Source organism: Paracoccus lutimaris, from assembly GCF_003337565.1.
Taxonomy (GTDB): domain Bacteria; phylum Pseudomonadota; class Alphaproteobacteria; order Rhodobacterales; family Rhodobacteraceae; genus Paracoccus; species Paracoccus lutimaris.
Genome location: NZ_QPJL01000005.1, coordinates 91,942 through 116,694 on the forward strand (window position 1 = coordinate 91,942; position 24,753 = coordinate 116,694).

Genomic DNA, 24,753 nt, shown 5'->3' on the forward strand with positions numbered 1-24,753 from the left:
CGGGGCCAGGAGACCCCGAAGGACGATCCGGGAGGAACATCAATGGTCAGGTTCGCGTCAGTCGCAGACCGCGACGCGGTCGAGAATGAGATGCTCTATGCCGAGCGCAAGCTGCCGCATAGTATCTACGCAGCCCTGACCGGGATGCGCGACACCCATCCGCAGCGCCCCGCGATCAGCTTTCAGCTGTTTTCGGCGCCCGATGCGCCGGCACGGACGCTGAGCTGGACCGACCTGCATGAGCGCGTGACCGAGACCGCGAATCTTTTCAGCCAGCTGGGCGTCGGCCGCAAGGATGTGGTGGCCTATCTGCTGCCAAACTGCCTTGAGGCGCCAATCGCGCTGATCGCCGGCGCGACCGTCGGCATCATGAACCCGATCAACCCGCTGCTCGAGCCCGAACAGATCGCCGGAATTCTTCGCGAAACCGGCGCCAAGGTGCTGGTGACGCTGAAAAGTTTTCCCAAGTCCGACATCGCGCAGAAGGCCGCCGCCGCCGTCGCCCTGGCCCCCAATGTCCAGACCGTGCTTGAGGTGGACCTGCGCCAGTACCTGACCGGCATCAAGCGCCTGCTTGTGCCCTTGATGCGCCCCAAGACCCCCACCCGCCACCACGCGAAAGTCATGGATTTCGAGGCCGCCGCCAGTGCGCAGCGCCACAACCGCCTGATCTTCGACGAGGTGACCGAGGACCGCGTCGCCGCCTATTTCCATACCGGCGGCACCACCGGCACGCCCAAGGTCGCCCAGCACAAGCAATCGGGCATGATCTATAACGGCTGGCTGGGCGGCGTGCTGCTGTTCAACGAAAAGGACGTGCTGCTGTGCCCTCTGCCGATGTTTCACGTCTTTGCCGCCTATCCGGTTCTGATGTCCTGCATCATGTCGGGGGCGCATATGGTCATGCCCACCCCCGCCGGCTATCGCGGCGAGGGGGTCTTTGACAACTTCTGGAAGCTGATCGAACGCTGGCAGGCCACTTTCCTGATCACCGTGCCCACCGCCATCGCCGCGCTGATGCAGCGCCCGGTCAATGCCGATGTCTCATCGCTCAAGACCGCGATTTCGGGCTCGGCCCCGCTGCCGGTCGAGTTGTATAACCGCTTCAAATCCGCCACCGGTGTCGAGATCGCCGAGGGTTACGGCCTGACCGAGGCAACCTGCCTTGTGTCCTGCAACCCCGTCGACGGGTTCAAGAAGATCGGCTCGGTCGGGGTGCCCCTGCCCTATAGCCATGTGCGCATCCTCAAGCGCCACCCCGGCGGTTTCGACGAATGCGCCATCGACGAGATCGGCGAGATCTGCGTCGGCAACCCGGGCGTCTTCGAGGGCTCGACCTATACCGAGGCCGACAAGAACCACGACCTCTTTGCCGAGGACCGCTTCCTGCGCACCGGCGATCTGGGCCGGATCGACCCCGACGGCTATCTGTGGATCACCGGCCGCGCCAAGGACCTGATCATCCGCGGCGGCCATAATATCGACCCCGCCGAGATCGAGGACGCGCTGCTTTCGCATCCCGCCGTGGCCTTTGTCGGCGCCATTGGCCAGCCCGACAGCTTTGCCGGCGAATTGCCCGCCGCCTATGTCGAACTGGTGGCCGGTGCTACGGTCACGGTCGACGAGCTGACCGCCCATGCCCGCGACCATATCCATGAACGCGCCGCAGTCCCCAAGCATATCGAGATCCTGACCGAGCTGCCCAAGACCGCGGTCGGCAAGATCTTCAAGCCGGACCTGCGCAAGATGGCGATCAAGCGCGTCTATGACACCGCGCTGGCCGATGCCGGGATTGCCGCCGAGGTGGCCGAGGTCGTCGACGACAAGAAGCGCGGCCTTGTCGCGCGGCTGGGGCGCAAGGGCGAGGTGGACCAGCAGGCGGTGACCGACTGCCTCGGCCGCTTTACCCGGCCCTGGGAATGGGTCTGAGCGCCGCGCACGGCGGGGGCGGCGGGGCGTGACGCCCCGGCCTATCATGGCAAGCGCCCGCCTTTGGGCGGGCGTCACCTGAAACGAGGGCGCAGGATCAGTCGATCTGTGCGCCCAAGGCCCGCATCAGCGGCAGGAAATCCGGGAACGAGGTGGCGATCGGGCCGCCATCATCGACCGAGATCATCTGGTCCGAGGCCAGCCCCGCGACCAGGAACGACATGGCGATGCGGTGGTCCAGATGCGTGACCGCCACCGCCCCGCCGGTCAGATGGCCGGTGCCGTGGACGGTCATGGTGTCCTCGGTATCCTCGACATGGGCGCCATTGGCGCGCAGGCCCACGACCATGGCGTCGATGCGGTCGCTTTCCTTGACGCGCAGCTCATGGACGCCCTGCATGACGGTCGTGCCCTCGGCAAAGGCCGCGATCACCGACAGGATCGGGAATTCGTCGATCATGCTGGCGGCGCGCTCGGTCGGGACGGTTACGCCCTTCAGCGCCGGGCTATAGCGCACCAGCAGGTCGGCGACCGGCTCGCCCCCCTCTTCGCGCGGGTTTTCAAAGGTGATGTCGGCGCCCATTTCCAACAGCGTGACGTAAAGCCCGTCGCGGGTCGGGTTGCGGCTGACGCCCGGCACCCGGATCTCGGATCCCGGCACGATCAGCGCCGCCGCCACCGGAAACGCCGCGCTGGAGGGGTCGCGCGGCACGGCGACCGGCTGCGGCTTAAGGTCCGGGCGGCCGGTCAGGGTGATGACGCGGCCCTCATCGGTCACTTCGGTGGTGATGCTGGCGCCAAAGCCCGCCAGCATGCGCTCGGTATGGTCGCGGGTCGGCTCGGCCTCGATCACCACGGTCTGGCCCGGCGCGTTCAGCCCGGCCAGCAGCACGGCGGATTTGATCTGCGCGCTGGCGACCGGGGTCTTGTAGCGGACCGGCACCGGATCCGCCGCGCCCTTGATGGTCACCGGCAGGCGCTTGCCCTCACGCGAGGTGATCTCGCAGCCGAAAAGCTCCAGCGGGTCGGTGACACGGCCCATGGGACGGCGCGACAGGCTGGCATCGCCGGTGAATGTCGCAGTGATGGGGGTTGTCGCCATCGCCCCCATGATCAGTCGCACGCCGGTGCCGGAATTGCCGCAGTCGATGACGCCCTCGGGCTCGGCAAAGCCGCCGACACCGACGCCGTTCACCTTCCACTCACCTTCGCCCAGACGCTCGACGCGGGCGCCAAAGGCCTGCATGGCCTTGGCGGTGTCCAGCACGTCCTGGCCTTCCAGCAGGCCGGTGATATGGGTTTCGCCCACCGACAGTGCCCCAAGGATCAGCGCGCGATGGCTGATCGACTTGTCGCCGGGCACGCGGGCCTCGCCCTTGAGTGCCCCCGAACGGCGGGCGGTCATGGGAAGCGGTTCGGCGGAATGCGACATGGGACACCTTTGGCTGTTCGCGCAAGGTGATAGCGATCACAGGGCCGGCTTGCAATCAACCCTGACGGCGGAAGGTCACATAATGCGGCACCCGCCCCTCGCGCAGCGCCTTTTGCTCATAGCGGGTCGAGAGCCAGTCATCCCAGGGCGCGGGCCCCTCGGCCACCAGATCGAAACCGGCGGGCGGGACCTCCTCCAGCGTCTGGCGGACGTAATCGGGAATGTCGGTCGCGACGCGGAATTCAGCGCCGGGCTTCATCACGCGCGCCAGCGGGATCAGATGCTCGGGCGTGACAAAGCGGCGGCGGTGATGACGCGCCTTGGGCCAGGGGTCGGGATAGTTCAGGAATGCCCGGTCGACCGAGGCATCGGGGAACACATCCATCAGGTCGCGCGCATCGCCCGGATGGACGCTGACATTTTCAACGCCCGCCGCGCGGATCTTGCCCAAGAGCATGGCGACGCCGTTGATGAAAGGCTCGCAGCCGATGATGCCGATTTCGGGGTAGCGGGCGGCCATGTGGACCATGTGCTCGCCACCGCCAAAGCCGACCTCAAGCCAGATCGGGCGGTCATCGCCAAAGATCGAGGCCGGGTCGATCCGGTGCCGTTCAGGATTATCCTGCACGGTAATGCCACGCGGGCGCAGGCTGCCCAGATCTTCGGACAGATAGCCCTTCTGGCTTTGGCGCAGGGTCTTGCCGTGACGGCGGCCGTAAAAGTTGCGGCGCGGAGGGGTGGGATCGAATTCGCTCATGGGCCGGCGCTTTGCCCGGCCCATGGCAAAAGGTCAAGTCATTCCGCCGCCAGACGCGAGATGATCACCGTCACCTCGGGCTTCTTGCCGATTTCCTCCATCGCGACCTGACGGGTGATCTTGCGGATCCCGTCCTCAAGCTTGTCGTCATCCATGACGACCTTGCCATCGACGCGCTCAAGGAACTCGGCCAGTTCGCTTTCGATATTGCTGGCCAGCGGTACACCGGCACGGCCGGTTTCGGGCAGGCCCGACAGCTCGACCCAGGCATCGGGCAAGGGATTGTCGTCCTCGTCGATGATGACCGAGACCGTGGCATGACCGTTCAGCGCCATGCGGATGCGGTCGCGCACGACCCCGTCCATGGCGCCGATCAGCACCGAGCCGTCCAGATACAGCCGGCCGGTATCGATCTGGTCGACGACGCGCGGCGCATCCCCGGTCAGGTCCAGCATGGTGCCGTTGGTGGCGATGGCCGAGGCGATGCCGCGGGCCTCGGCCAGCTTTGCATGCTCGCGCAGGTGCATATGCTCGCCATGCATGGGAATGACGATCTGCGGTTTCAGCAGCTCATGCACCGCCTGGATATCCGGGCGGTTCGCGTGGCCCGAGACGTGATAGACCCCGTCATCGGCATCATAAAGATCGACGCCCTTTTCGCTGAGCGCATTCATGATGCGGATCACGCCGCGCTCATTGCCCGGAATCGTGCGCGAGGAAAACAGGAAGCTGTCCCCCTCTTTCAGCTCGACCCCCAGATAGCGGCCGCGCGACAGCTGCGCGCTGGCGGCCCGGCGCTCGCCCTGCGAGCCGGTGACGATCAGCATGACCTTGTCGCGGGGCAGGTCTGCCGCCTCTTCCGGGCCGATCACGGCGGGAAAGCGGTCAAGAATGCCGGTTTCGGTCGCCACCGTGATCATGCGACGCATGGCGCGGCCCAGAAGGCAGATCTTGCGCCCGGCCGCGACGCCCGCCTCGGCCAGCGTGCGCAGGCGGGCGATGTTGCTGGCGAAGGTCGTTGCCACCACCATCTGCTTTTGCCCCATGACGAAATCCAGGATCGGATTGGCCAGGATCGCCTCGGAGCGACCGGGATGGGGTGAAAAGACGTTGGTCGAATCGCAGGTCAGGACCTTGATTCCCTGCCCTTCATGGGCGATCTCATGCCACAGAATCGGGTCGAACGCCTCGCCGACCACGGGGGTGCCGTCCAGCTTGAAGTCGCCGGTATGGACGATCCGGCCCGCAGGCGTGTCGATGATCAGCGCCGAGCTTTCCGGGATCGAGTGGCTGACCGGCACGAACTGCACCTTGAAGGGGCCTGCCTCGACCACTGCCGGACGCGGCGCGTGGATATGCAGCTGGTCGGTGGGCTGGCCCGCCTCTTCCAGCTTCAGCCGCGCAAGCGCGCCGGTAAAGCGGCGGCAATGCACCGGCTTTTGCAGCTTGGGCCACAAAAGGCCAAGCGCGCCGACGTGATCTTCGTGCCCATGGGTGATGAAGATCGCGTCAATGCGGTTGCGGTTCGCCTCGAGCCAGGCCAGATCGGCCATGATCAGGTCGATCCCCGGCGCGCTGTCCATGTCGCCAAAGGTCACGCCCAGATCGACGACGATCAGCCGTTCGCGCCCCGGCTCGCCATAGCCATAGACATAGGCGTTCATGCCGATTTCGCCCGCGCCGCCCAGCGGCAGATAGATCAGGCGTTCAGCCATGCCCTGTCTCCTTGTTATTATAATCATGTATCAGACGCAGACCGTGCATGGTCAGATCGTCCTCGATGGCATCGAACAGATCAAAACCCTGATCGAAGAGCGGCGCAAGCCCGCCGGTGGCAATCACCTTCATCGGCCGGGCGCGTTCCTGCCGGATCTTGTCGACAATGCCCTGTGTCAGGCCGATATAGCCCCAATAGATGCCCGACTGGATACAGGCGACGGTATTGGTGCCGATCACCTTTTCGGGCATGGTCACATCGACATGGGGCAGCGCGGCAGCGGCCATGTGCAGCGCCTCAAGCGACAGGTTCACGCCCGGCGCGATGACGCCGCCGATATAGGCGCCGTCCGTATCGACCACATCGAAGGTGGTCGCGGTGCCGAAATCGACCACGATCAGGTCCGGCCCGTGACGGTCAAAGGCCGCAACGGTATTCACCAGCCGGTCCGGCCCGACCACGGTGCCGAAATCGACGCGGGGAGCCACCGGCAGCCGCGTCTCGGGCTTGCCGACGACCAGCGGGCGGGTGTTGAAATAGCGGTTGCAGAGGACGCGCAGATTGAACAGCACGCGCGGCGCCGTGGTCGAGATGATGCAGGCGTCGATATCCAGGTCGAAATGGCGCAGGCTGATCATGGTCTGCAACCAGACGAAATATTCATCCGCCGTGCGCCGGTGATCGGTCGAGATGCGCCAATGCGACAGGAATTTCTCCCCGTCCCAGATCGAGAAGACGCTGTTGGTGTTTCCGGTATCGATGCACAGCAGCATGATCTAGCCCGTGAAATAGACATCGGCGGCGGGAATGACCTGCCGCCCCGAAGCGGCTTTCAGGATCAGCGCGCCGCCTTCGTCGATGCCCTCAAAAATGCCATGGCTTTCGGTGCCGCCGGTGCGGGCGATGATCGGCTCGCCCAGTTTCGCGGCGCGGGCCAGCCAGGCATTGCGGATCGGCGCAAAGCCGTAAGTGTCCAACTGCCCCTGCCAGCGGGCAAAGGCCACGGCCAGAAGGTCCAGGAACTCCTCGGGCGGGACGGTATGGCCGGTCTCACCCTTGACCGAAACAGGGGTGACGGCGCCCTGCTCAAGCGCGGCAGTTTCGGGCGCGGCGGCCAGATTGACGCCGATGCCCACGGCCACCGCCTGCAGGCCGATGCCGGAGCCCGCGCTTTCCAGCAGAATCCCCGCGACCTTGCCGCCATTCAGAAGCACGTCATTGGGCCATTTGATCGCCAGCCGCGCGGCGGGACCGCAGGCATCGCCAAGCGCGTCGTAAAGCGCCAGCGCCGCGACAAAGGACAGTTGCGCCGCCCCGGCTGGCCCGCCCTTGGGCCTTAGAACCAGCGTGCCGGCGAAGTTTCCGGCCGGCATCGCCCAGCCGCGACCGCGGCGGCCCCTTGCCGCCGTCTGTTCGCGCGCCATGATCCATGCGGGACCGGAAAGGCCGGGCGCCAGTCGCAGCGCCTCGGCATTGGTGCTGTCGGTGCGGGCCAGCACATGGCGGGCCACGCCCTCGGGCCAGGCGTCACTCAACGTGCGCAGGCTCGGCTGCGGCGGCTGGCTGGCTGGCGATGACAGGCCCCACCAGCGTTTCGGCGGCACGGCCCGCAGCGGTATCGACGCCGAACATGTTGATCGCGCCGACAACCATCAGCAGCGCCGGAACCATCAGGCCGACATATTGCACCGCGCCCATGCGGCTGGTCACGCCCTCGCTCTCGGCGCCGAAATACATGTAATAGACGATACGCAGGTAATAGAACGCCCCGATGACCGAGGCGATCACGCCCAGCACCGCAAGCCAGCCCATGCCCGCATCGACCGCCGCCGTCAGCACGGCGTATTTCGCGAAAAAGCCCAGCATCGGCGGCACGCCCGCAAGGCTGAACATCAGGACCAGCATCGCCAGCCCCTTGACCGGATCGGTCCAGGCAAAGCGGTTCAGCGAGGCCAGATCGGTGACCGGTACGCCGTCGCGTTCCATCGACAGGATGAAGGCGAAGGTGCCGACATTCATCACCGCATAGATGGCCATATAGACCAGCATCGCCTGCACGCCCAGCGTGGTGCCGGCGGCAAGGCCGACCAGCGCAAAGCCCATATGCGCGATCGAGGAATAGGCCATCAGACGCTTGATATTGGTCTGGCCGATACCGGCGATCGAGCCAAGGAACATCGACATCACCGCCAGCGCGGCGACGATCTGGCTCCAGTCGCCGATGACATGGCCGAAGGCGTCAAAGACCAGCCGCGCGATCAGCGCCATGGCCGCGACCTTGGGTGCGGTGGCAAAGAAGGCGGTGACCGGCGTGGGCGAGCCTTCGTAAACGTCGGGCGTCCACATGTGGAAGGGCACGGCCGAGACCTTGAAGGCCAGACCGACCAGCATGAAGACCAGACCAAACAGCACGCCCAGCGACAGGTGGCCGGCATTGATTACGGTGATGATGCCCTCAAAGCTGGTGGTGCCGGCAAAGCCGTAAACCAGCGAGGCGCCGTAAAGCAGCAGACCGGAACTCAGCGAACCCAGCACGAAATATTTCAGGCCTGCCTCGGACGAACGGGCCGAGTCGCGGCGCATGGCGGCGACGACGTAAAGCGATAGCGATTGCAGCTCAAGCCCCATATACAGCGTCAGAAGATCGCCGGCCGAGACCATGAACATCATCCCCAAGACCGCCAGCGCGACGATGATCGGGAACTCAAAGCGCAGCATGTTGCGGCGCTGCATGTAATCGGCGCTGGTGGCCATGACGGCGGCGGCGGCGATCAGGATCACCACCTTGGCAAAGCGCGAGAAGCCGTCATCGATGAACATGCCGTAAAAGGCCGTCTCATCCTCATGCGTGCCCAGGCCCAGCATGGCCGCGACGATCAGGAACATGGCGACCGTGGCCCAAAGCAGCGTCGAGGCCAGCTTGTCCTTGCCGAAGTAGGCCCCCGCCAGCAAGGCGATCAGGGCATATGCGGCCAGAACCACCTCGGGCAGAATGGTCGAGAAATCGAGCGAGGTCATGGCTGCCCCCTAGTGGCTGGCTTCAGCCGTGGCGACGGGCGCCTCGGGCTGGCTTTGGTTGTAGTGGTCGATCAGCGCGGCAACAGAGGGGCCGGTCACATCGGTGGCAAGGCGCGGATAAACGCCCAGGATCAGCGTCATGGCGATCAGCGGAATGAAGACCCAGCGCTCACGCGGGGTCATGTCGGTGATCGATTTCAGGCTTTCCTTGATCAGCTGGCCCAAGGTCACGCGGCGGTAAAGCCACAGCGCATAGGCCGCCGACAGGATCACGCCCGTGGCCGCGACAAAGGCGACCCAAGTGTTTTCGCGGAACGTGCCCAGCAGGGTCAGGAACTCGCCCACAAAACCCGAGGTGCCGGGCAGGCCAACGTTCGCCATGGTAAAGAACATGAACACGGCGGCATAGGCCGGCATCCGGTTCACAAGCCCGCCATAGGCGTCGATCTCGCGCGTGTGCATGCGGTCATAGATGACGCCCACGCACAGAAACAGCGCGCCCGAGATGAAGCCGTGCGACAGCATCTGGAAGATGGCGCCATCGACGCCGACCTGATTGGCGGCAAAGATCCCCATGGTCACGTAGCCCATATGGGCGACCGAGGAATAGGCAATGACCTTCTTCATGTCCGACTGTGCCAGCGCCACCAGCGAGGTATAGACGATGGCAATGGCCGACAGCCAGAAGACGAAGTCCTGCAAAATGTCGCTGGCGACCGGGAACATCGGCAGCGAAAAGCGCAGGAAGCCATAGCCGCCCATCTTCAGCAGAACTGCGGCCAGCAGGACCGAACCGGCGGTCGGCGCCTGAACGTGGGCATCGGGCAACCAGGTATGGACCGGCCACATCGGCATCTTGACCGCAAAGCTGGCAAAGAAGGCCAGGAACAGCAGGGTCTGCGTGCCGCCGACAATGGTGATCCCCAGCAGGCGATAGGTGTCCGAGGGGAACGGATATTGCAGCAGCGCCACGATGTCCGTGGTCCCGGACATGCGGTACATGGCGATCATCGCCACCAGCATCAGCACCGAGCCAAGGAAGGTATAAAGGAAGAACTTGAAGGCCGCATAGATGCGGTCCTTGCCGCCCCAGATGCCGATGATCAGGAACATCGGGATCAGCCCTGCCTCGAAGAACAGGTAGAACAGCACCAGATCCAGCGCGGTGAAGACGCCGATCATCAGCCCCTCAAGCACAAGGAAGGCGATCATGTATTCCTTGACCTTGGTCTCGACCGTCCAAGTCGAAAGAATGGTCAGAGGCATCATGAAGGTGGTCAGCAGCACGAACAGCACCGAGATGCCGTCCACGCCCATCTTGTAGCGCAGCCCCATGATCCAGGGGTGGTCCTCGACGAACTGGAAGCCGGTATTCGCCGGATCGAACCGGAACAGTACGAACAGCGAGATGATAAAGGTCGCCGTCGTGGTCAGCAGCGCCAGCCATTTGGCATTGCGGTCAGCCGCCGCGTCCCCGCCACGCAGGAACAGGGCCATGATGATCGCCGCGACGATCGGCAGGAAGGTGATGATGGAAAGAAGGTTCGTCATGTCAGTGCGCGCCCCGCATCATCACCCAGATCAGCAAGCCCACGATGCCAAGAACCATGGCAAAGGCGTAGTGGAACAGATAGCCCGATTGCACGCGGACCGCCGCGCGGGTCAGCCGTGGGATCAGCCCCATGGCGACGCCGTTGATGGTGCCGTCGATAACCTCTCCATCGCCCTTTTTCCAGAGCATGCGGCCCAGCCACAGCGTCGGACGGACGAAGATGAAGTTATAGATCTCGTCGAAATACCATTTGTTGAGCAGGAACTGATACAGCCCCCGCTGTTGCGCGGCCAGACGGCGCGGCGCGGTCGGATCGACGATATAGAAGAGCCAGGCGACGATCAGCCCCAGAACCATGGCGATAAAGGGCGAGGTCTTGACCCAGGCCGGGGCGTGATGCGCCTCGTCCATGATGTGGTTGTCCGGCGCCATATAGATCGCGCCTCCGACAGGGGCGGCGACAGCCGCATGCTCCCCCTCGGCGGCGGGGGCGGCATGTTCACCCTCGGCAGCCGGAGCGGCCTCGGTCGCGGCGTGTTCGGTCGCGGCATGCTCAACCGGGGCCTCGGCGGTGGCGTGACCCCCGGCCTCGGCATGGCCCCCCTCGGAAGCTTCATGGCCGCCGGGGATGTGGAAGAAGCTGACGACCTTGTCATGGCTGCCGAAGAACGGGCCATACCAGACCATGCCGGCAAAGACCGCGCCGACGGCCAGTACGCCCAGCGGAATGGTCATGACCGGCGGGCTTTCATGCGCATGGTCATGGGCATGATGGTCGCCGCGCGGCTTGCCATAGAAGGTCAGGAAGATCAGCCGCCACGAATAGAAGCTGGTGAAGCAGGCCGCGATGACCAGCATCCAGAAGGCATAGGAGTTGCCCGCCCATGCGCTTTCGATGATCGCGTCCTTGGACAGGAAGCCGGCAAAGCCGATGGTGGTCAGCGGAATGCCCACGCCGGTGATGGCAAAGGTGCCGATCATCATCGCCCAATAGGTCAGCGGGACTTTCTTGCGCAGCCCGCCATAGTTGCGCATGTCCTGTTCATGATGCATCGCATGGATGACCGAACCGGCGCCAAGGAACAGCATGGCCTTGAAGAAGGCGTGGGTCAGCAGGTGGAACATCGCCGCCGAATAGACGCCGACGCCCGCCGCCACGAACATGTAGCCCAGCTGCGAACAGGTCGAATAGGCGATGACGCGCTTGATGTCGTTCTGGACCAGACCGACCGTCGCGGCAAAGAACGCCGTGGTCGCGCCAATGATGACGATGAAGTTCTTGGCATCCGGCGCGAATTCGTAAAGCGGCGACATGCGGCAGACCAGAAACACACCCGCGGTCACCATGGTCGCGGCATGGATCAGGGCCGAAACCGGGGTCGGACCCTCCATCGCATCAGGCAACCAGGTGTGCAGCAAAAGTTGCGCCGACTTGCCCATGGCACCCACGAACAACAGGAACCCAAGCAGGTTCGCCGCGTTCCAGTCCGCCCACAGGAAATGCATATTGGTCTGGGCGATTTCCGGGACCTGCGCGAAGATCTCGTCGAACTGGATCGAGCCGGTCAGCCAGTAAAGCCCGAACATGCCCAGCAGGAATCCGAAGTCGCCGACACGGTTGACGATAAAGGCCTTCATCGCCGCCGCGCCCGCCGACTGTTTCTTGTAGTAGAAACCGATCAGCAGATACGAGGCGACGCCCACGCCCTCCCAGCCGAAGAACATCTGCAAGAGGTTGTCGGCCGTCACCAGCATCAGCATGGCAAAGGTAAAGAAGGACAGATAGGCGAAGAAACGCGCCTTGTAATGCTCGTCATGGGTGAAGTTGTCGTCATGGGCCATGTAGCCCAGCGAATACATATGAACGAGCGCCGAGACCGTGTTCACCACGATCAGCATGATCGCCGTCAGCCGGTCGATGCGGATCGACCATTCGGCGTGGAAATCGCCCGAGACGACCCAATCCAGCACCGGGATATGCTTCGGCACGCCGTCAAAGGTCAGAAAGACATACCAGCTGAGCGCGCAGCACAGAAACAGGATGCCCGTGGTCAGGTATTGCGCGGCCTTTTCGCCGATGATGCGCCAGCCAAGGCCGGCGATGATCGAGGCGATCAGGGGGGCAAACAGGATGATCTTTTCCATATCCGCTTACCCCTTCATCACGTTGACGTCTTCGACCGCGATGGTGCCGCGGTTGCGGAAGAATACCACCAGGATCGCAAGGCCGATGGCTGCCTCGGCGGCGGCGACGGTCAGGATGAACATGGTGAAGACCTGCCCCGCCAGATCGCCCAGATGGGTCGAGAAGGCGACGAAGTTGATGTTGACCGCCAGAAGCATCAGCTCGATCGACATCAGGATGACGATGACGTTCTTTCGGTTCACGAAGATGCCGAAAACGCCGGTGACGAAAAGTATCGCCCCCACCACAAGATAATGTGTCAATCCGATCATCGTCCTGGTCCCTCCGGGTCGTTCACCCGTTGAATATTCTAATCGCTGCTGGGACCGCGAGGGGCGATCCCGGTTGGCTGGCCAAGGCCGGACTTACAGCCCCTGCCCCGGCTTGACATCCTTCAGTTCCAGCTGCTTGGCCGGATCGCGCCACATCTGTTCCAGCACGTTCTGACGCTTGACGTCCTTGCGGTGGCGCATGGTCAGCACGATGGCGCCAATCATCGCGACCAGCAGCACAAGGCCGGCCAACTGGAACATCAGCGCATAGCGGTCATAAAGCAGCATGCCCAAGCCACGGGTGTTCTGCACCCCCTCGACAATCGGCGCGGCGCGCAGGCTTTCGGCACTATCCGCCGAGGTCCAGCCCGACAGCGCCATGCCCAGCTGCGCCAGCAGCACCAGCCCGATCAGCAGTCCCAGCGGCAGCGACCGCGCCAACTCGCCCTTCAGCTCGGCAAAGTCCACGTCCAGCATCATGACGACGAACAGGAACAGCACCGCCACCGCGCCGACATAAACCACGATCAGCAGCATGGCGACGAATTCGGCACCCTGCAGCACGAACAGCCCCGAGGCCGACAGGAAGGCAAGGATCAGCCACAACACCGAATGCACCGGATTGCGCCCGATCACGACCATGAAGCCCGCAACACAGGCACTGATCGCAAACAGGTAGAATGCAAAGATCATCATTCCTCGTCCTCCTCGGCATAGACGCTCTGGGCGATCTCAAGGGCCTTCTGCATCGCAGGCAACCCGCCGAACATGCTCATTTGAAAGATCGTCTCGGCGATCTCGCGTTTCGTGGCGCCGGCCGCCAGCGCCTGACGGATGGTCAGGCGCAGCTGCGGCTCGGCCAGCGCGCCCTGAACGGTGATCGCGCCAATGGTCAGAAGCAGGCGCGTCTTGGCGTCCAGCCCCTCGCGGTTGAAGGTCTTGCCGAACCACATCTCCAGCATGTCGGCCGGCATCGTCGGCACCAGCTTTTCCATGGCGCGCATATCGACGGTTTCCAGCGCCGGATTGAAGGCGCGCGCCATTTCCTGGCCCGAGGCCATCATCTGCGCGAAAAGCTTGGTGAACGCGTCGGTCATCTGTAGGGCGCATCCAGCTGAAGGTTGCGGGCAATCTCGGATTCCCAGCGCTCGCCATTCGCCAGCAGCTTCTGCTTGTCGTAGAACAGCTCTTCGCGGGTCTCGGTCGCGTATTCGAAGTTCGGTCCCTCGACGATGGCATCGACCGGGCAGGCTTCCTGGCAGAAGCCGCAATAGATGCATTTGGTCATGTCGATGTCATAGCGCGTGGTGCGGCGCGAGCCGTCCTCGCGCGGTTCGGCGTCGATGGTGATCGCCTGCGCCGGGCAGACCGCCTCGCAGAGTTTGCAGGCGATGCAGCGTTCCTCGCCATTGGGATAGCGGCGCAGCGCGTGTTCGCCGCGGAAACGCGGGCTCAGCGGGCCCTTTTCATGGGGATAGTTCAGGGTCGGCTTGGGCGACACGAAATAGCGCATCCCAAGGCCAAAGCCCTTGATGAAGTCCCACATCAGGAAATATTTGGTCGCCCGCGCGAAATCGAAAGCCATCAGAAACGCTCTCCCTTGCGCGGGGCCGCGAAGCGGTCAAAGGCGGCGACGAGGCCACGGACAAAGGCGCTGTCCTTGGCATGTTCGCCATTGTCTACATTATTGGCGAGGAAATGCGCCAGTTCCACCTTGTCGGTCTCACTGGCTTGGGCAAGGGCCTCGGCTAGCTTGTTGGAATACATGGCCTATCCTCCGATCGCGTAACGGGCCCAGAAACCGCCCAGAACCTCGTAGCGCGCCAGGATGGCGATCAGCACCACCCAGCCCAGCGACAAGGGCAGGAACACCTTCCAGCCGATCCGCATCAGCTGGTCATAGCGATAGCGCGGCACGATCGCCTTCACCATCGAGAACATGTAGAACCAGAACCACATCTTGATGACCATCCACCACCAGCCATCGGCGATGAACGGCACCGGCGACAGCCAGCCGCCGAAGAACAGCAGCGAAAGCAGCGCGCACATCAGATAGATGGCGATGTATTCACCGGCCATGAACAGCAGATAGGGCGTCGAGGAATATTCGACCATGTGGCCGGCGACCAGTTCCGATTCCGCCTCGGCAAGGTCAAAGGGCGGGCGGTTGGTCTCGGCCAGCGCCGAGACGAAGAACAGCACCACCATCGGCAGATGCGGCAGCCAGTACCAGTTCAGCAGGCCGTAATCGCCTTTCTGGGCATGGACGATCTCGGTCAGGTTCATCGAGCCGGTCGAAATGATGATGCCGATGATGATCAGCCCCATCGAGACCTCGTAGGAGATCATCTGCGAAGCCGAGCGCAGCGACGCCAGGAACGGATATTTCGAGTTCGAGGCCCAGCCGCCCATGATCGAGCCGTAAACCTCAAGCGACGAGGCGGCGAAGATGAACAGGATGCCGACGTTGATATTGGCCATCACCCAGCCTTCGTCGAAGGGGATGGCGACAAAGGCGAACAGCGCCAGCATCATCGACAGGAACGGGGCCAGGAAAAAGATGAACTTGTCCGCGCCCGCCGGGATGACGATTTCCTTGACGATGTATTTCAGCGCGTCGGCGAAGGTCTGCAAAAGGCCCCAGGGCCCGACGACGTTCGGGCCGCGGCGCATCTGCACGGCCGCCCAGATCTTGCGGTCGCCATAGACCATGAAGATCAGCGAGCCCATGACAAAAGCAATGATCGCCAGCCCCTGCAAAAGCACGCTAAGCGCGAAACCGTAGGTCGAGGCCCAGAATTCAGCCATGATCTTTCGTCCCTCTCATCACGCCGCGGGAATGCCGCGTGTCTTGCATTCCTGCAAGGTGTCTTTCGTTGTCATCACCGTCAGCCCCATCGGACGTTCCCCCGAAAGGGTAAAGACCGATCCGACGACCACCTTGCCGTCACGTTCGTCCCGAATGGTCCGGATGTGACGGGCATAGGGCGTCCCGTTGGCGTCGGCCCAGCTGGCCAGCGCGCATGTGGCATAGGCGAAGGCCGTGTCGGCGTCCACCCCGCGGCGCAGGTTGGCCTGCACTTCGACAAGGCTGTTGCCGCTTTTCTTGTTGCTGTCGAAGCTCTTGACCTCGGCGCCCTGGAAATCCTTGGGCTCGGCCGCGAAGCTTGCCGGCAGGTTCAGCCGCATCGGCTTGGTGCGCGCGGCGAACTCGGCCAGCGCACGCTCCTGCGCCGTCGGCTCGCGCGGTGCGATGGGCGCCATGTCCGGCATGCCCGACAGATCCAGCCCCAGATTGGCGTTCAGGGCCAAAAGGTCGGCCTCGGTCACGGCGAATGCGTCGCGCCCTTCCGAGCTGTCCAGCGCCATTTCGGTCACCGAGCCATCGGGTTCCAGAATCAGGATCTCGCCCGATTTGGTCGAGATGCGGCCCCGGCTCAGCACCTTCTTGTCGGGCGATCCGGCATCGCTGTGCAGCACCGCCACGTCCAGTTGCTCGGGCTTGGCGCGGGGACGCGATTCGCCCTTCTCGCCGCCGCAAGCGACAAGAAGCGTCAGCATCGCCCCCGTTCCGATCAACCGTGCCATGGCGCTGCGCCGCATTGCCTTACTCCGCTGCCAGAGGCGTGGCCTTGCGGGCCGCCGCCATTGCCGAAAGCTCGCCCATCAGCGGCGAGGACCGCGCGATGGGGTTGGTCAGGTAGAAATCCTTGATCGCATAGCGGAAGCTCGCATGGCCCAGATCGAAGCGGGTCAGCGGCTGCCATGCGTTTTCGGGGACGTGGTCGATCTGCGCCAGATGCGGCACCGCCTCGATGAGCTTGCGGCGCAGCCCGGCAAGGCTGTCCCAGGGCTGGGTCTTGCCCAGCTCGGCGGAAAGCGCGCGCAGGATAGCCCAGTTTTCCTTGCCCTCGCCCGGCGCGAAATTCGCGCGCAGCGCCAGTTGCGGACGGCCCTCGGTGTTGACGAACAGGCCGTTTTCCTCGGTATAGCAGGCACCGGGCAGGATCAGGTCGGCGCGATGCGCGCCGCGATCACCATGGCTGCCCTGATAGATCACGAAGGCGCCGGGGGCGATGTCCACCTCGTCCGCGCCAAGGTTATAGATGACCTCGGCGCCGTCGATGGCGGCGTCCAGTCCGCCCTCGGTCACCGCACCCACATCCATCGCGCCGACGCGGGCGGCGGCAGTGTGCAGGACCAGCAGTTTCGAGTTCGAGTTCTCGGCCAGACGCATGGCATGGGCCAGCACCGCCTCGCCATCGGCTTCGCGGATCGCGCCCTGCCCGACGATGACGATGGTCGGCTTGGCGCGGGTTTCGTCGGTGATCTCCATCGACGAGAGCTTTTGCAGCGCCGCGCGGTCATTGCCCAGATGCGCGTAATCATAGGTCAGGTCGACCGGCTCGCCGACCAGCCCGACCTTGGCGCCATGCAGCCATGCCTTGCGGATGCGGGCGTTCAGCACCGGCGCCTCTTCGCGCGGGTTGGTGCCGATCAGCTGGATCATCGCGGCATGGTCGATATCCTCGATCCGCGCCGTGCCGACATAGGCCGAGCGGTTGCCGATGGGCAGGCGGGCATTGTCGGTGCGGCATTCCACCTTGCCGCCCAGACCCTCGACCAGTTGCTTGAGGCTGAAGGCGGCCTCGACCGGGACCAGATCGCCGATCAGGCCGGCGACCTTCTTGCCCTTCATGGCGCGGGCGGCGGTTTCCAGCGCCTCGGGCCAGCTTGCCGGGCGCAGCCGGCCGTTTTCGCGGATATAGGGCTTGTCCAGACGCTGGCGACGCAGCCCGTCCCAGACGAAACGGGTCTTGTCGTTGATCCATTCCTCGTTCACGCCGTCATTGTTGCGCGGCAGGATGCGCATGACTTCGCGGCCCTTGGTATCGACGCGGATGTTCGATCCCAGGGCGTCCATGACGTCGACGGTCTCGGTCTTGGTCAGTTCCCACGGCCGGGCGGTGAAGGCATAGGGCTTGGAGACCAGCGCGCCGACCGGGCACAGGTCGATGATATTGCCCTGAAGGTTCGATTCCAGCGTCTGGTTCAGATAGGAGGTGATCTCGCTGTCCTCGCCACGACCGGTCTGGCCCATCTGGGTGATGCCCGCGACCTCGGTGGTGAAGCGCACGCAGCGGGTGCAGGAGATGCAGCGGGTCATGTGGGTTTCGACCAGCGGGCCAAGGTTCAGGTCCTCGGAGGCGCGCTTGGGTTCGCGATAGCGACTGAAATCGACGCCGTAGGCCATGGCCTGATCCTGCAGGTCGCATTCGCCGCCCTGATCGCAGATCGGGCAATCCAGCGGGTGGTTGATCAGCAGGAATTCCATCACGCCCTCGCGGGCCTTGCGGACCATCGGGCTGTTGGTGCGCACCTCGGAGGGGGCGCCATCGGGGCCGGGGCGCAGGTCCTTGACCTGCATGGCGCAGGATGCGGCGGGCTTGGGCGGGCCGCCGACGACCTCGACCAGACACATGCGGCAGTTGCCGGCGATGGACAGGCGTTCGTGATAGCAAAAGCGCGGCACCTCGACCCCGGCCTGTTCGCAGGCCTGAATCAGGGTCAGGTTGGGATCGACCTCGATCACCTTGTCGTCGATCTTGAGCTTGCGAAGATCCGCCATCACTTCACCTTCATCTTTATGTCGGGCATGCCGCCTTGGCCGTACCGCATTGTCAATCGCCCCGAAGGACCGGCGCCTCATTCGCGCCCGAAGAATTCATTCCGCCCAGCGAGGCCAGAGAGCTGTCCATCGACCGGCTTCCCGGCACCACCCGCAGGAACGACTTATGCGCCACCTCGACGATATCGTTGATATCATCGCCACGACGCAGGACCACAGTCATCGCATCGCGGTCGCGCTGATATGTCACGGTCGCGCGCAAGGGCGCGGCGGTGTTGTAGAACTGCTCGCGGTTGGCGTCGGTCGTATAACGGCTGCCATCGGGGCGCGAGCAGGTGATCTGGGCGTCCCAGACGTTCCCGGTCACACGCAGCACCGGCTTGCCGGCGATATCGCGCATCTTCTTGACCCGCACCCCCGGCCCGCTCGCGTCGCATTCCAGATCGGCCGGGGCCAGCATGTCGAAATTCAGGTAGAATTTCTGCGAAGTCGGCGCGAAGGGCTGCGATTCCTCGCCCGCGAAGGCATCCCCCGCGATCATCGCGGCGGCGGCCGCAGCCATCAGCGCCAGTCCGATCCTGTTCATCCAACCCCCGCTCATTTCGCCACCAGCAGGCTGCCGATGATGGTCTTCTTCTGCATCTCGGCGCGGCCGATCCTGCAGAAGCTCTCGGGGTCGTTCTTTTTCGCGCCGTTGCGGGCCAGATAATCCTCGGCCACGGCATAGATGCGCTTTTTCTCGGTCTTGCTGTCCAGGAAGGCGTCGATCTGCTCGTCCGAATAGCCCTTTTTGCGGGCATAGGATTGCAGCTTCCGCGCCTCGCCATAGGCATAGAAGATACGCGCATTGATCGTCGGGCAGGTCTTGCGGATGCGGTCGGCGATGCGCGCGGCGATTAGCCGGTCATTGACGTATTTTTCCTGCGACAGCGGCTCAAGTGCTGCGGCGGGCGCGGCCAGCGCGGTCAGGGCGATGGCGGCGGCGGTCAGGGCTTTCAGGGTTTTCATGGCGATTGCCTCCTGCATGTCATGAAGGCGCTTCATAACATGCAGGGTGTTCAGGCTCCCGACACAGGCTGGTGTGCATTTCGTGAAGACGCTCATGCGCAGCCCCCGAAATACCAGACCCGGATCTCACTCTCGGCGAGCGCATTCAGCCTCAGCGCGCCCGGCGCGCCCTGACCAGATTTGGTGCAGAAATGCGCGGCGGCCTGACGGGCGCGGCCCTCATCCGCCTCGGTGGTCGGCTGGCCATCATTGCGGATCACCGCGTGCCCCGAGGCGACGGGGCTGGGCGTGATCCGCAGCTCCTCGCCGGTCACCGGATCCTTTTCGACGATCTCGACGTAATCAAGGACGTCGGCGGCGAAATAGACCTTCATCGGGACGCCATCGACGGAAAGAAGCATCGGCGGATGTTCCGCGTCCGTTGTGGCGCAGGCGGCCAGACCGGCAAGGCACAGCAGCGCAAGGGCCTTCGCCCCCCGCTTCGCCATGATCCCGTATGCCAGTCCGAAACCCATCATCCCCGTCCTTACGATCCCTGCCCTTACTCGGCCGCCATCGCGCCCATGCGCCCGGTGCGCTTGGCCTTGATGCGGTCCTCGATTTCCTCGCGGAAGTTGCGGATCAGGCCCTGGATCGGCCATGCCGCCGCGTCGCCAAGGGCGCAGATCGTGTGGCCCTCGACCTGTTTGGTCACGTCAAAGAGCATGTCGATTTCCTCGACCTCGGCCTCGCCCTTCACAAGGCGGTCCATGACCCGCATCATCCAGCCGGTGCCTTCGCGGCAGGGCGTGCACTGGCCGCAGCTTTCATGCTTGAAGAAGGCCGACAGCCGCCAGATCGCCTTGATGATGTCGGTGTCCTTGTCCATCACGATCATGCAGGCGGTGCCAAAGCTGGATTTCAGCTCGCGCATGCCGTCGTAATCCATGATGGCGTTTTCGCACATCTCGGCGGTCAGCACCGGGCAGGAGGCGCCGCCGGGAATGACCGCTTTCAGGTTCTTCCAGCCGCCGCGCACGCCGCCGCCATGCTTTTCGATCAGCTCGCGCATGGGGATCGACATGGCCTCTTCGACCACGCAGGGGCTGTTGACGTGCCCGGTCATGCCAAAGAGCTTGACGCCGGCGTTGTTCGGGCGGCCGAAGCTTGCAAACCATTCCGGGCCACGACGCAGGATCGTCGGCACGACAGCGATGGATTCGACGTTGTTCACGGTGGTCGGGCAGCCGTAAAGCCCTGCCCCTGCCGGGAAGGGCGGCTTCATCCGGGGCATGCCTTTTTTGCCTTCAAGGCTTTCCAGCAGCGCGGTTTCCTCGCCGCAGATATAGGCGCCGGCGCCGTGATGCAGGTAAAGGTCGAAATCCCAGCCCGAGCCGGCGGCATTCCGGCCCAGAAGGCCCGCGTCATAGCATTCGTCGATGGCGGCCTGCAGCGCCTCTTTCTCGCGGATGAACTCGCCGCGAATATAGATATAGGCGGCATGTGCGCCCATGGCGAAGCTGGCGATCAGCGCCCCTTCGATCAGGGTATGCGGATCATGGCGCATGATCTCGCGGTCCTTGCAGGTCGCGGGCTCGGATTCGTCGGCGTTGATGACCAGATAGGACGGACGGCCATCCGATTCCTTGGGCATGAAGGACCATTTCATGCCGGTGGGGAAACCCGCGCCGCCTCGGCCGCGCAGACCCGAAGCCTTCATCTGATCGACGATCTTGTCCCGGCCGCGCTGGATGATGGCGGCCGTGCCATCCCAGCAGCCGCGCTTTTTCGCGCCGGCCAGGCTGCGGTCGCCCATCCCGTAGATATTCGTAAAGATCCGGTCCTGATCGTTCAGCATCGTCGTCTTATCCTTGTCCCTGCGAGGACGCATTGCGCCGCCGCCAGATCCGCCAGGTCACCAAAAGCGACCAGATCATCGCCCCGATCGCCGCAAGATCGGCGAGAAAGACGTATTTCCCGGGCCAGCCCATCTGGCCCCCAATCCATTGCACGCCCAGCCACAGCACCATGGTCACGGCAATCACCACCGCCACCAGCCGCATCTGCCGGGCATCCGCCGCCTGAGCCTCAGGCGCCGGCCCCTGTCCCGAAGGCGAGGGCATCAGTAAACCTCGCCGTCATCGACGCGGTGCGAGAATTCGGTCTCGCCCCCCGCCGCCAATAGTCTTGCCTGACCGACCCAATCGTCGGCCTCGATCCTTCCGCCCATCCGGCCCATGCGATGGGCGAAATCCGCGACCGCTGCGGCGTCCCATGCAGCGATCTGCGCGTAGCGGGTAACCCCGTTCTCGTGCAGCCAGTCGGACAGTTTCGGCCCGATGCCCTTGATCCGCTTGAGATCGTCGGGCGGGGCCGCCTTGGTCTTCTTGCCCGCCGCCGGTTTTGGCTTGGCAGCGGCCTTGGGCGCGGCTTTCGGCGCTTTGGCCTGAGCCTGGGGCGCGGCGGGTTCGGGTTCCACGGCCCTGGTTTCGCTCGCCGGCATCGCCCCGGCCATGATCGGCACCTGCACCACCGGACCCAGCCCCGGCTCCGGCCCAAGCGCACCGCCGACCAGCAGGCTTTCGGGCTGGCTGTCCATCATCTCGCGCTGCCAGTCGGTGCCGGTCGTGCCCTCATCGGCGAACAGCTCGGGTGTCTCGTGGCAGGTCAGCCAGACCAGCGTCGCCCCGAACAGGCCAAAGGTAATGGCGCCGAGAAACAGCCCCGCCAGCCAATGCAGATCGCCAACCCCCGAGACGAACAGCAGCACAACGACCCCGGCGATGGCCGCCACGATCCAGTTGTTCCTGCTGCATTCCGCCCGTTCCATCGCGATCCGCCCTGTTGCCGTGCCCGTATCGTCCCGCTTCGTTCCCGTTCCTGTCGATTAAGCCCCTTTTTCCGCAGCAAGCCAAGGCGTGGTGATCGGAACCTCGGTCCCGTCGATGCGCTTGATCGTGTCGCCCAGCCCCAGCGCCCGCGCGACGCTGCCATTATGCGCCTCGCCGCCTTTCAGGCCGGCCAGAGCGGTCGGACCGCCCAGAGCCTCGGACGAGAAGCGGCCGTTCTGCGGCCCCGGAGCCGGCACCTCGCCGGCCGCAAAGCTGTCGATCAGCGCCGACAGCTTTTCGACCGTCAGGTCCTCGTAGAAATCCTTGCCGATCTGGGCCATGGGCGCATTGGTGCAGGCGCCGAGGCATTCGACCTCTTCCCAGCTGAAGCGGCCATCGGCGGACAGCGTATGGGGCGCTGCCGCGATCTTTTCCTTGCAGACGCGGATAAGGTCCTCGGCCCCGCAGATCATGCAGGTCGTGGTGCCGCAAATCTGGATATGCGCAACCGTTCCAACGGGATAAAGCTGGAACATGAAGTAGAATGTCGCGACTTCAAGCGCCCGGATATAGGCCATGCCCAGAAGGTCGGCGCAATATTCGATGGCGGGACGGCTGAGCCAGCCTTCCTGTTCCTGCGCGCGCCACAAGACCGGGATGATCGCCGATTGCTGGCGGCCTTCCGGGTATTTGGTCATCTGGGCGCGGGCCCATTCAAGGTTCTTGGGCGTGAACTCGAACGAGTCAGGCTGGATGGGGGACAGACGGCGCAGCATCAGCGGTCAACCTCTCCGAAAACGATGTCGAGCGTGGCGATGACCGCCGGGATATCGGCCAGCATATGGCCCTTGGTCATCCAGTCGATGGATTGCAGATGCGCGAAACCCGGCGCACGCAGCTTGGCGCGCCACGGCTTGTTGGTGCCGTCCGAGACCATGTAGACGCCGAATTCGCCCTTGGGCGCCTCGACGGCGGCATAGACCTCGCCCGCCGGAACCTTGAAGCCCTCAGTATAAAGCTTGAAGTGGTGGATCAGGCTTTCCATGTCGCGCTTCATGTCGGCGCGCTTGGGCGGCGTCAGCTTGCCACGCGCCAGAACGTCGCCGGCCGGCTCGGCCCGCAGCTTCTGCACAGCCTGCTTCATGATATTGCAGCTTTCACGCAGTTCGGCCATGCGCACCAGATAGCGGTCATAACAGTCGCCCTGTTTGCCCACGGGGATCTGGAAGTCGAATTCGTCATAACATTCATAGGGCTGTGCGCGCCGCAGATCCCATGCCAGACCCGAGCCGCGCAGCATGACGCCGGTATAGCCCCAGTCCAGCGCGTCCTGTTCGGTGACGATGCCGATATCGACCAGACGCTGCTTGAAGATGCGGTTTTCGGTCAGCAGCGTGTCGAGGTCATCGACCAGACGCGGGAAGCGTTCGCACCATTCCTCGATATCGTCCAGAAGATCGGGCGGCAGGTCCTGATGCACACCGCCGGGACGGAAATAGGCGGCATGCAGCCGCGCCCCGCTGGCGCGTTCGTAAAAGATCATCAGCTCTTCGCGGGCCTCAAAGCCCCAAAGCGGCGGGGTCAGCGCGCCCACGTCCAAGGCGCCGGTGGTCAGGCCCAGCAGGTGGTTCAGAATGCGGCCGATCTCGGAGAACAGCACCCGGATCAGGCTGGCGCGGCGCGGAATCTTGGTGCCGGTCAGGCGCTCGATCGCCAGACACCAGGCATGTTCCTGGTTCATCGGCGCGGCGTAATCCAGCCGGTCCAGATAAGGCAGGTTCTGCAGATAGGTGCGGCTTTCCATCAGCTTTTCGGTGCCGCGATGCAGCAGGCCGATATGCGGGTCGGCGCGTTCCACCACCTCGCCGTCCAGCTCCAGCACCATGCGCAGCACGCCGTGGGCCGCCGGGTGCTGAGGCCCGAAGTTGATGTTGAAATTGCGGATGCTCTGTTCGCCGGTCAGGGCGTCCACCGAGCCATCGTCATAGCTGTTGTTGCGGATGTCGCCGTCCATGGTCATCCCTCCAGCCCGGCCTGGGCGCGTTTGACATCCAGCCGGTCGTTGAATTTCTCGTTGCGGATCACCGCGCGGCGGTGCCGGCCGGCGCCGATCTGGTCGACACCGTCATGGGCAGTGACCTTGAACCAGATGAAGCGGCCATCCACTTCCTCGACCTCGGTTTCCACGGTCACCACCTGCCCGGGCAGGGTCGGCGCGGTATGGTCGACATCGACATGAACGCCCAGCGAGCCCTCGCCCTCTTCGTAATAGGGACGCATCTGTTCGACGCAGGCCCATTCCATCAGCCCGACCATATTCGCCGTGGCGAAGACCGCCGGCATGTCCAGAAAGGCATCGCGGTCCCCGAACAGCGCGGGCACCGTGTCGCCCGGTTGCACTTGCATGCTGAACCGGGCGCGATCGCCGGATTTCAGCCCCGGCT

26 protein-coding genes are annotated in these 24,753 nt (G+C 64.1%); 1 reads left to right on the forward strand and 25 read right to left on the reverse strand.

All coding sequences use genetic code 11. From position 1 onward, the window contains the following. Positions 1-42 precede the first annotated feature (42 nt). A complete protein-coding gene (locus DFP89_RS06560; protein WP_114348626.1) occupies positions 43-1,929 on the forward strand; it encodes an acyl-CoA synthetase in 1,887 nt (628 codons plus the stop codon). A gap of 97 nt (positions 1,930-2,026) precedes the next feature. Here the strand turns inward: DFP89_RS06560 and aroA are convergent, their stop codons facing one another. The 25 genes from aroA to DFP89_RS06685 all read right to left on the reverse strand — a co-directional run bounded on the left by aroA (position 2,027) and on the right by DFP89_RS06685 (position 24,715). Continuing rightward, positions 2,027-3,361, reverse strand: a complete 1,335-nt coding sequence (gene aroA / locus DFP89_RS06565; protein ID WP_114348627.1) for a 3-phosphoshikimate 1-carboxyvinyltransferase — start codon at positions 3,359-3,361, stop codon at positions 2,027-2,029. Between the two features lie 55 nt (positions 3,362-3,416). Beyond that, complete coding sequence (gene trmB / locus DFP89_RS06570; protein WP_114348743.1) at positions 3,417-4,118, reverse strand: tRNA (guanine(46)-N(7))-methyltransferase TrmB; 702 nt, start codon at positions 4,116-4,118, stop codon at positions 3,417-3,419. 38 nt (positions 4,119-4,156) lie between these two features. Beyond that, positions 4,157-5,833, reverse strand: coding sequence for a ribonuclease J (locus DFP89_RS06575; RefSeq protein WP_114348628.1), 1,677 nt, complete (start codon positions 5,831-5,833; stop codon positions 4,157-4,159). After that, positions 5,826-6,608 carry a type III pantothenate kinase gene (locus DFP89_RS06580; RefSeq protein WP_114348629.1) on the reverse strand — a complete coding sequence of 261 codons (783 nt, stop codon included), beginning with the start codon at positions 6,606-6,608 and terminating at the stop codon, positions 5,826-5,828. Before DFP89_RS06580 ends, DFP89_RS06575 begins: the two co-directional genes overlap by 8 nt. Positions 6,609-6,611: 3 nt before the next feature. Continuing rightward, positions 6,612-7,370 (reverse strand): biotin--[acetyl-CoA-carboxylase] ligase, encoded by a 759-nt coding sequence (locus DFP89_RS06585; protein ID WP_114348630.1) that lies wholly within the window; start codon positions 7,368-7,370, stop codon positions 6,612-6,614. Continuing rightward, a complete protein-coding gene (nuoN, locus tag DFP89_RS06590; protein ID WP_114348631.1) occupies positions 7,363-8,853 on the reverse strand; it encodes an NADH-quinone oxidoreductase subunit NuoN in 1,491 nt (496 codons plus the stop codon). Before nuoN ends, DFP89_RS06585 begins: the two co-directional genes overlap by 8 nt. 9 nt (positions 8,854-8,862) lie before the next feature. Beyond that, on the reverse strand, positions 8,863-10,404 hold the full coding sequence (locus DFP89_RS06595; RefSeq protein WP_114348632.1) for an NADH-quinone oxidoreductase subunit M: 1,542 nt from the start codon (positions 10,402-10,404) through the stop codon (positions 8,863-8,865). A gap of 1 nt (position 10,405) precedes the next feature. After that, positions 10,406-12,550, reverse strand: coding sequence for an NADH-quinone oxidoreductase subunit L (gene nuoL, locus DFP89_RS06600; protein ID WP_114348633.1), 2,145 nt, complete (start codon positions 12,548-12,550; stop codon positions 10,406-10,408). A 6-nt stretch (positions 12,551-12,556) separates the two neighbouring features. Beyond that, a complete protein-coding gene (nuoK, locus tag DFP89_RS06605; protein WP_114348634.1) occupies positions 12,557-12,862 on the reverse strand; it encodes an NADH-quinone oxidoreductase subunit NuoK in 306 nt (101 codons plus the stop codon). Between the two features lie 93 nt (positions 12,863-12,955). Further along, positions 12,956-13,558, reverse strand: a complete 603-nt coding sequence (locus tag DFP89_RS06610; RefSeq protein WP_114348635.1) for an NADH-quinone oxidoreductase subunit J — start codon at positions 13,556-13,558, stop codon at positions 12,956-12,958. Continuing rightward, positions 13,555-13,959 (reverse strand): carboxymuconolactone decarboxylase family protein, encoded by a 405-nt coding sequence (locus tag DFP89_RS06615; RefSeq protein ID WP_114348636.1) that lies wholly within the window; start codon positions 13,957-13,959, stop codon positions 13,555-13,557. Before DFP89_RS06615 ends, DFP89_RS06610 begins: the two co-directional genes overlap by 4 nt. After that, positions 13,956-14,447, reverse strand: a complete 492-nt coding sequence (gene nuoI, locus DFP89_RS06620; protein WP_114348637.1) for an NADH-quinone oxidoreductase subunit NuoI — start codon at positions 14,445-14,447, stop codon at positions 13,956-13,958. The genes DFP89_RS06615 and nuoI overlap by 4 nt, the downstream gene beginning before the upstream one ends. Beyond that, positions 14,447-14,629 (reverse strand): hypothetical protein, encoded by a 183-nt coding sequence (locus DFP89_RS06625; RefSeq protein ID WP_114348638.1) that lies wholly within the window; start codon positions 14,627-14,629, stop codon positions 14,447-14,449. The genes nuoI and DFP89_RS06625 overlap by 1 nt, the downstream gene beginning before the upstream one ends. Before the next feature lie 3 nt (positions 14,630-14,632). After that, entirely contained in the window at positions 14,633-15,670 is a 1,038-nt protein-coding gene (nuoH, locus tag DFP89_RS06630; RefSeq protein ID WP_114348639.1) for an NADH-quinone oxidoreductase subunit NuoH, read from the reverse strand. An 18-nt stretch (positions 15,671-15,688) separates the two neighbouring features. After that, positions 15,689-16,450 (reverse strand): hypothetical protein, encoded by a 762-nt coding sequence (locus DFP89_RS06635; protein WP_245948613.1) that lies wholly within the window; start codon positions 16,448-16,450, stop codon positions 15,689-15,691. Positions 16,451-16,469: 19 nt separating this feature from the next. Continuing rightward, positions 16,470-18,491 (reverse strand): NADH-quinone oxidoreductase subunit NuoG, encoded by a 2,022-nt coding sequence (gene nuoG, locus DFP89_RS06640; RefSeq protein ID WP_114348641.1) that lies wholly within the window; start codon positions 18,489-18,491, stop codon positions 16,470-16,472. Between the two features lie 52 nt (positions 18,492-18,543). Further along, positions 18,544-19,077, reverse strand: a complete 534-nt coding sequence (locus DFP89_RS06645) for a hypothetical protein (RefSeq protein WP_181870272.1) — start codon at positions 19,075-19,077, stop codon at positions 18,544-18,546. Positions 19,078-19,088: 11 nt separating this feature from the next. After that, positions 19,089-19,499: a DUF5333 domain-containing protein gene (locus DFP89_RS06650; RefSeq protein WP_114348744.1), complete on the reverse strand. Its 411-nt coding sequence runs from the start codon at positions 19,497-19,499 to the stop codon at positions 19,089-19,091. Between the two features lie 92 nt (positions 19,500-19,591). Beyond that, on the reverse strand, positions 19,592-20,014 hold the full coding sequence (locus tag DFP89_RS06655; protein WP_114348642.1) for a hypothetical protein: 423 nt from the start codon (positions 20,012-20,014) through the stop codon (positions 19,592-19,594). A 26-nt stretch (positions 20,015-20,040) separates the two neighbouring features. Continuing rightward, on the reverse strand, positions 20,041-21,336 hold the full coding sequence (gene nuoF, locus DFP89_RS06660) for an NADH-quinone oxidoreductase subunit NuoF (RefSeq protein WP_114348643.1): 1,296 nt from the start codon (positions 21,334-21,336) through the stop codon (positions 20,041-20,043). 7 nt (positions 21,337-21,343) lie between these two features. Next, on the reverse strand, positions 21,344-21,601 hold the full coding sequence (locus tag DFP89_RS06665; protein ID WP_114348644.1) for a DUF5337 domain-containing protein: 258 nt from the start codon (positions 21,599-21,601) through the stop codon (positions 21,344-21,346). Then, positions 21,601-22,308, reverse strand: a complete 708-nt coding sequence (locus DFP89_RS06670; protein ID WP_114348645.1) for a hypothetical protein — start codon at positions 22,306-22,308, stop codon at positions 21,601-21,603. Before DFP89_RS06670 ends, DFP89_RS06665 begins: the two co-directional genes overlap by 1 nt. A 57-nt stretch (positions 22,309-22,365) precedes the next feature. Beyond that, positions 22,366-23,085, reverse strand: coding sequence for an NADH-quinone oxidoreductase subunit NuoE (gene nuoE / locus DFP89_RS06675; RefSeq protein WP_114348646.1), 720 nt, complete (start codon positions 23,083-23,085; stop codon positions 22,366-22,368). After that, positions 23,085-24,323, reverse strand: coding sequence for an NADH-quinone oxidoreductase subunit D (locus DFP89_RS06680; protein WP_114348647.1), 1,239 nt, complete (start codon positions 24,321-24,323; stop codon positions 23,085-23,087). The genes nuoE and DFP89_RS06680 overlap by 1 nt, the downstream gene beginning before the upstream one ends. A 2-nt stretch (positions 24,324-24,325) precedes the next feature. Next, positions 24,326-24,715 carry a thioesterase family protein gene (locus tag DFP89_RS06685; RefSeq protein ID WP_114348745.1) on the reverse strand — a complete coding sequence of 130 codons (390 nt, stop codon included), beginning with the start codon at positions 24,713-24,715 and terminating at the stop codon, positions 24,326-24,328. Positions 24,716-24,753 lie beyond the last annotated feature (38 nt).

Excerpts from the sequence above, each read along its gene's own strand:
- nuoE (WP_114348646.1), bottom strand. The coding sequence starts at position 23,085 with ATGCTGCGCCGTCTGTCCCCCATCCAGCCTGACTCGTTCGAGTTCACG.
- DFP89_RS06685 (WP_114348745.1), bottom strand. The coding sequence starts at position 24,715 with ATGCAAGTGCAACCGGGCGACACGGTGCCCGCGCTGTTCGGGGACCGC.
- DFP89_RS06610 (WP_114348635.1), bottom strand. The coding sequence starts at position 13,558 with ATGATGATCTTTGCATTCTACCTGTTTGCGATCAGTGCCTGTGTTGCG.
- DFP89_RS06595 (WP_114348632.1), bottom strand. The coding sequence starts at position 10,404 with ATGACGAACCTTCTTTCCATCATCACCTTCCTGCCGATCGTCGCGGCG.
- nuoN (WP_114348631.1), bottom strand. The coding sequence starts at position 8,853 with ATGACCTCGCTCGATTTCTCGACCATTCTGCCCGAGGTGGTTCTGGCC.
- DFP89_RS06625 (WP_114348638.1), bottom strand. The coding sequence starts at position 14,629 with ATGTATTCCAACAAGCTAGCCGAGGCCCTTGCCCAAGCCAGTGAGACC.
- DFP89_RS06650 (WP_114348744.1), bottom strand. The coding sequence starts at position 19,499 with ATGAAAACCCTGAAAGCCCTGACCGCCGCCGCCATCGCCCTGACCGCG.
- DFP89_RS06575 (WP_114348628.1), bottom strand. The coding sequence starts at position 5,833 with ATGGCTGAACGCCTGATCTATCTGCCGCTGGGCGGCGCGGGCGAAATC.
- aroA (WP_114348627.1), bottom strand. The coding sequence starts at position 3,361 with ATGTCGCATTCCGCCGAACCGCTTCCCATGACCGCCCGCCGTTCGGGG.
- DFP89_RS06680 (WP_114348647.1), bottom strand. The coding sequence starts at position 24,323 with ATGGACGGCGACATCCGCAACAACAGCTATGACGATGGCTCGGTGGAC.
- nuoF (WP_114348643.1), bottom strand. The coding sequence starts at position 21,336 with ATGCTGAACGATCAGGACCGGATCTTTACGAATATCTACGGGATGGGC.
- DFP89_RS06615 (WP_114348636.1), bottom strand. The coding sequence starts at position 13,959 with ATGACCGACGCGTTCACCAAGCTTTTCGCGCAGATGATGGCCTCGGGC.
- DFP89_RS06635 (WP_245948613.1), bottom strand. The coding sequence starts at position 16,450 with ATGGCACGGTTGATCGGAACGGGGGCGATGCTGACGCTTCTTGTCGCT.
- DFP89_RS06655 (WP_114348642.1), bottom strand. The coding sequence starts at position 20,014 with ATGGGTTTCGGACTGGCATACGGGATCATGGCGAAGCGGGGGGCGAAG.
- DFP89_RS06580 (WP_114348629.1), bottom strand. The coding sequence starts at position 6,608 with ATGCTGCTGTGCATCGATACCGGAAACACCAACAGCGTCTTCTCGATC.
- nuoK (WP_114348634.1), bottom strand. The coding sequence starts at position 12,862 with ATGATCGGATTGACACATTATCTTGTGGTGGGGGCGATACTTTTCGTC.
- DFP89_RS06670 (WP_114348645.1), bottom strand. The coding sequence starts at position 22,308 with ATGGAACGGGCGGAATGCAGCAGGAACAACTGGATCGTGGCGGCCATC.
- trmB (WP_114348743.1), bottom strand. The coding sequence starts at position 4,118 with ATGAGCGAATTCGATCCCACCCCTCCGCGCCGCAACTTTTACGGCCGC.
- nuoG (WP_114348641.1), bottom strand. The coding sequence starts at position 18,491 with ATGGCGGATCTTCGCAAGCTCAAGATCGACGACAAGGTGATCGAGGTC.
- DFP89_RS06665 (WP_114348644.1), bottom strand. The coding sequence starts at position 21,601 with ATGCCCTCGCCTTCGGGACAGGGGCCGGCGCCTGAGGCTCAGGCGGCG.
- DFP89_RS06645 (WP_181870272.1), bottom strand. The coding sequence starts at position 19,077 with ATGAACAGGATCGGACTGGCGCTGATGGCTGCGGCCGCCGCCGCGATG.
- nuoH (WP_114348639.1), bottom strand. The coding sequence starts at position 15,670 with ATGGCTGAATTCTGGGCCTCGACCTACGGTTTCGCGCTTAGCGTGCTT.
- DFP89_RS06560 (WP_114348626.1), top strand. The coding sequence starts at position 43 with ATGGTCAGGTTCGCGTCAGTCGCAGACCGCGACGCGGTCGAGAATGAG.
- nuoL (WP_114348633.1), bottom strand. The coding sequence starts at position 12,550 with ATGGAAAAGATCATCCTGTTTGCCCCCCTGATCGCCTCGATCATCGCC.
- nuoI (WP_114348637.1), bottom strand. The coding sequence starts at position 14,447 with ATGGCTTTCGATTTCGCGCGGGCGACCAAATATTTCCTGATGTGGGAC.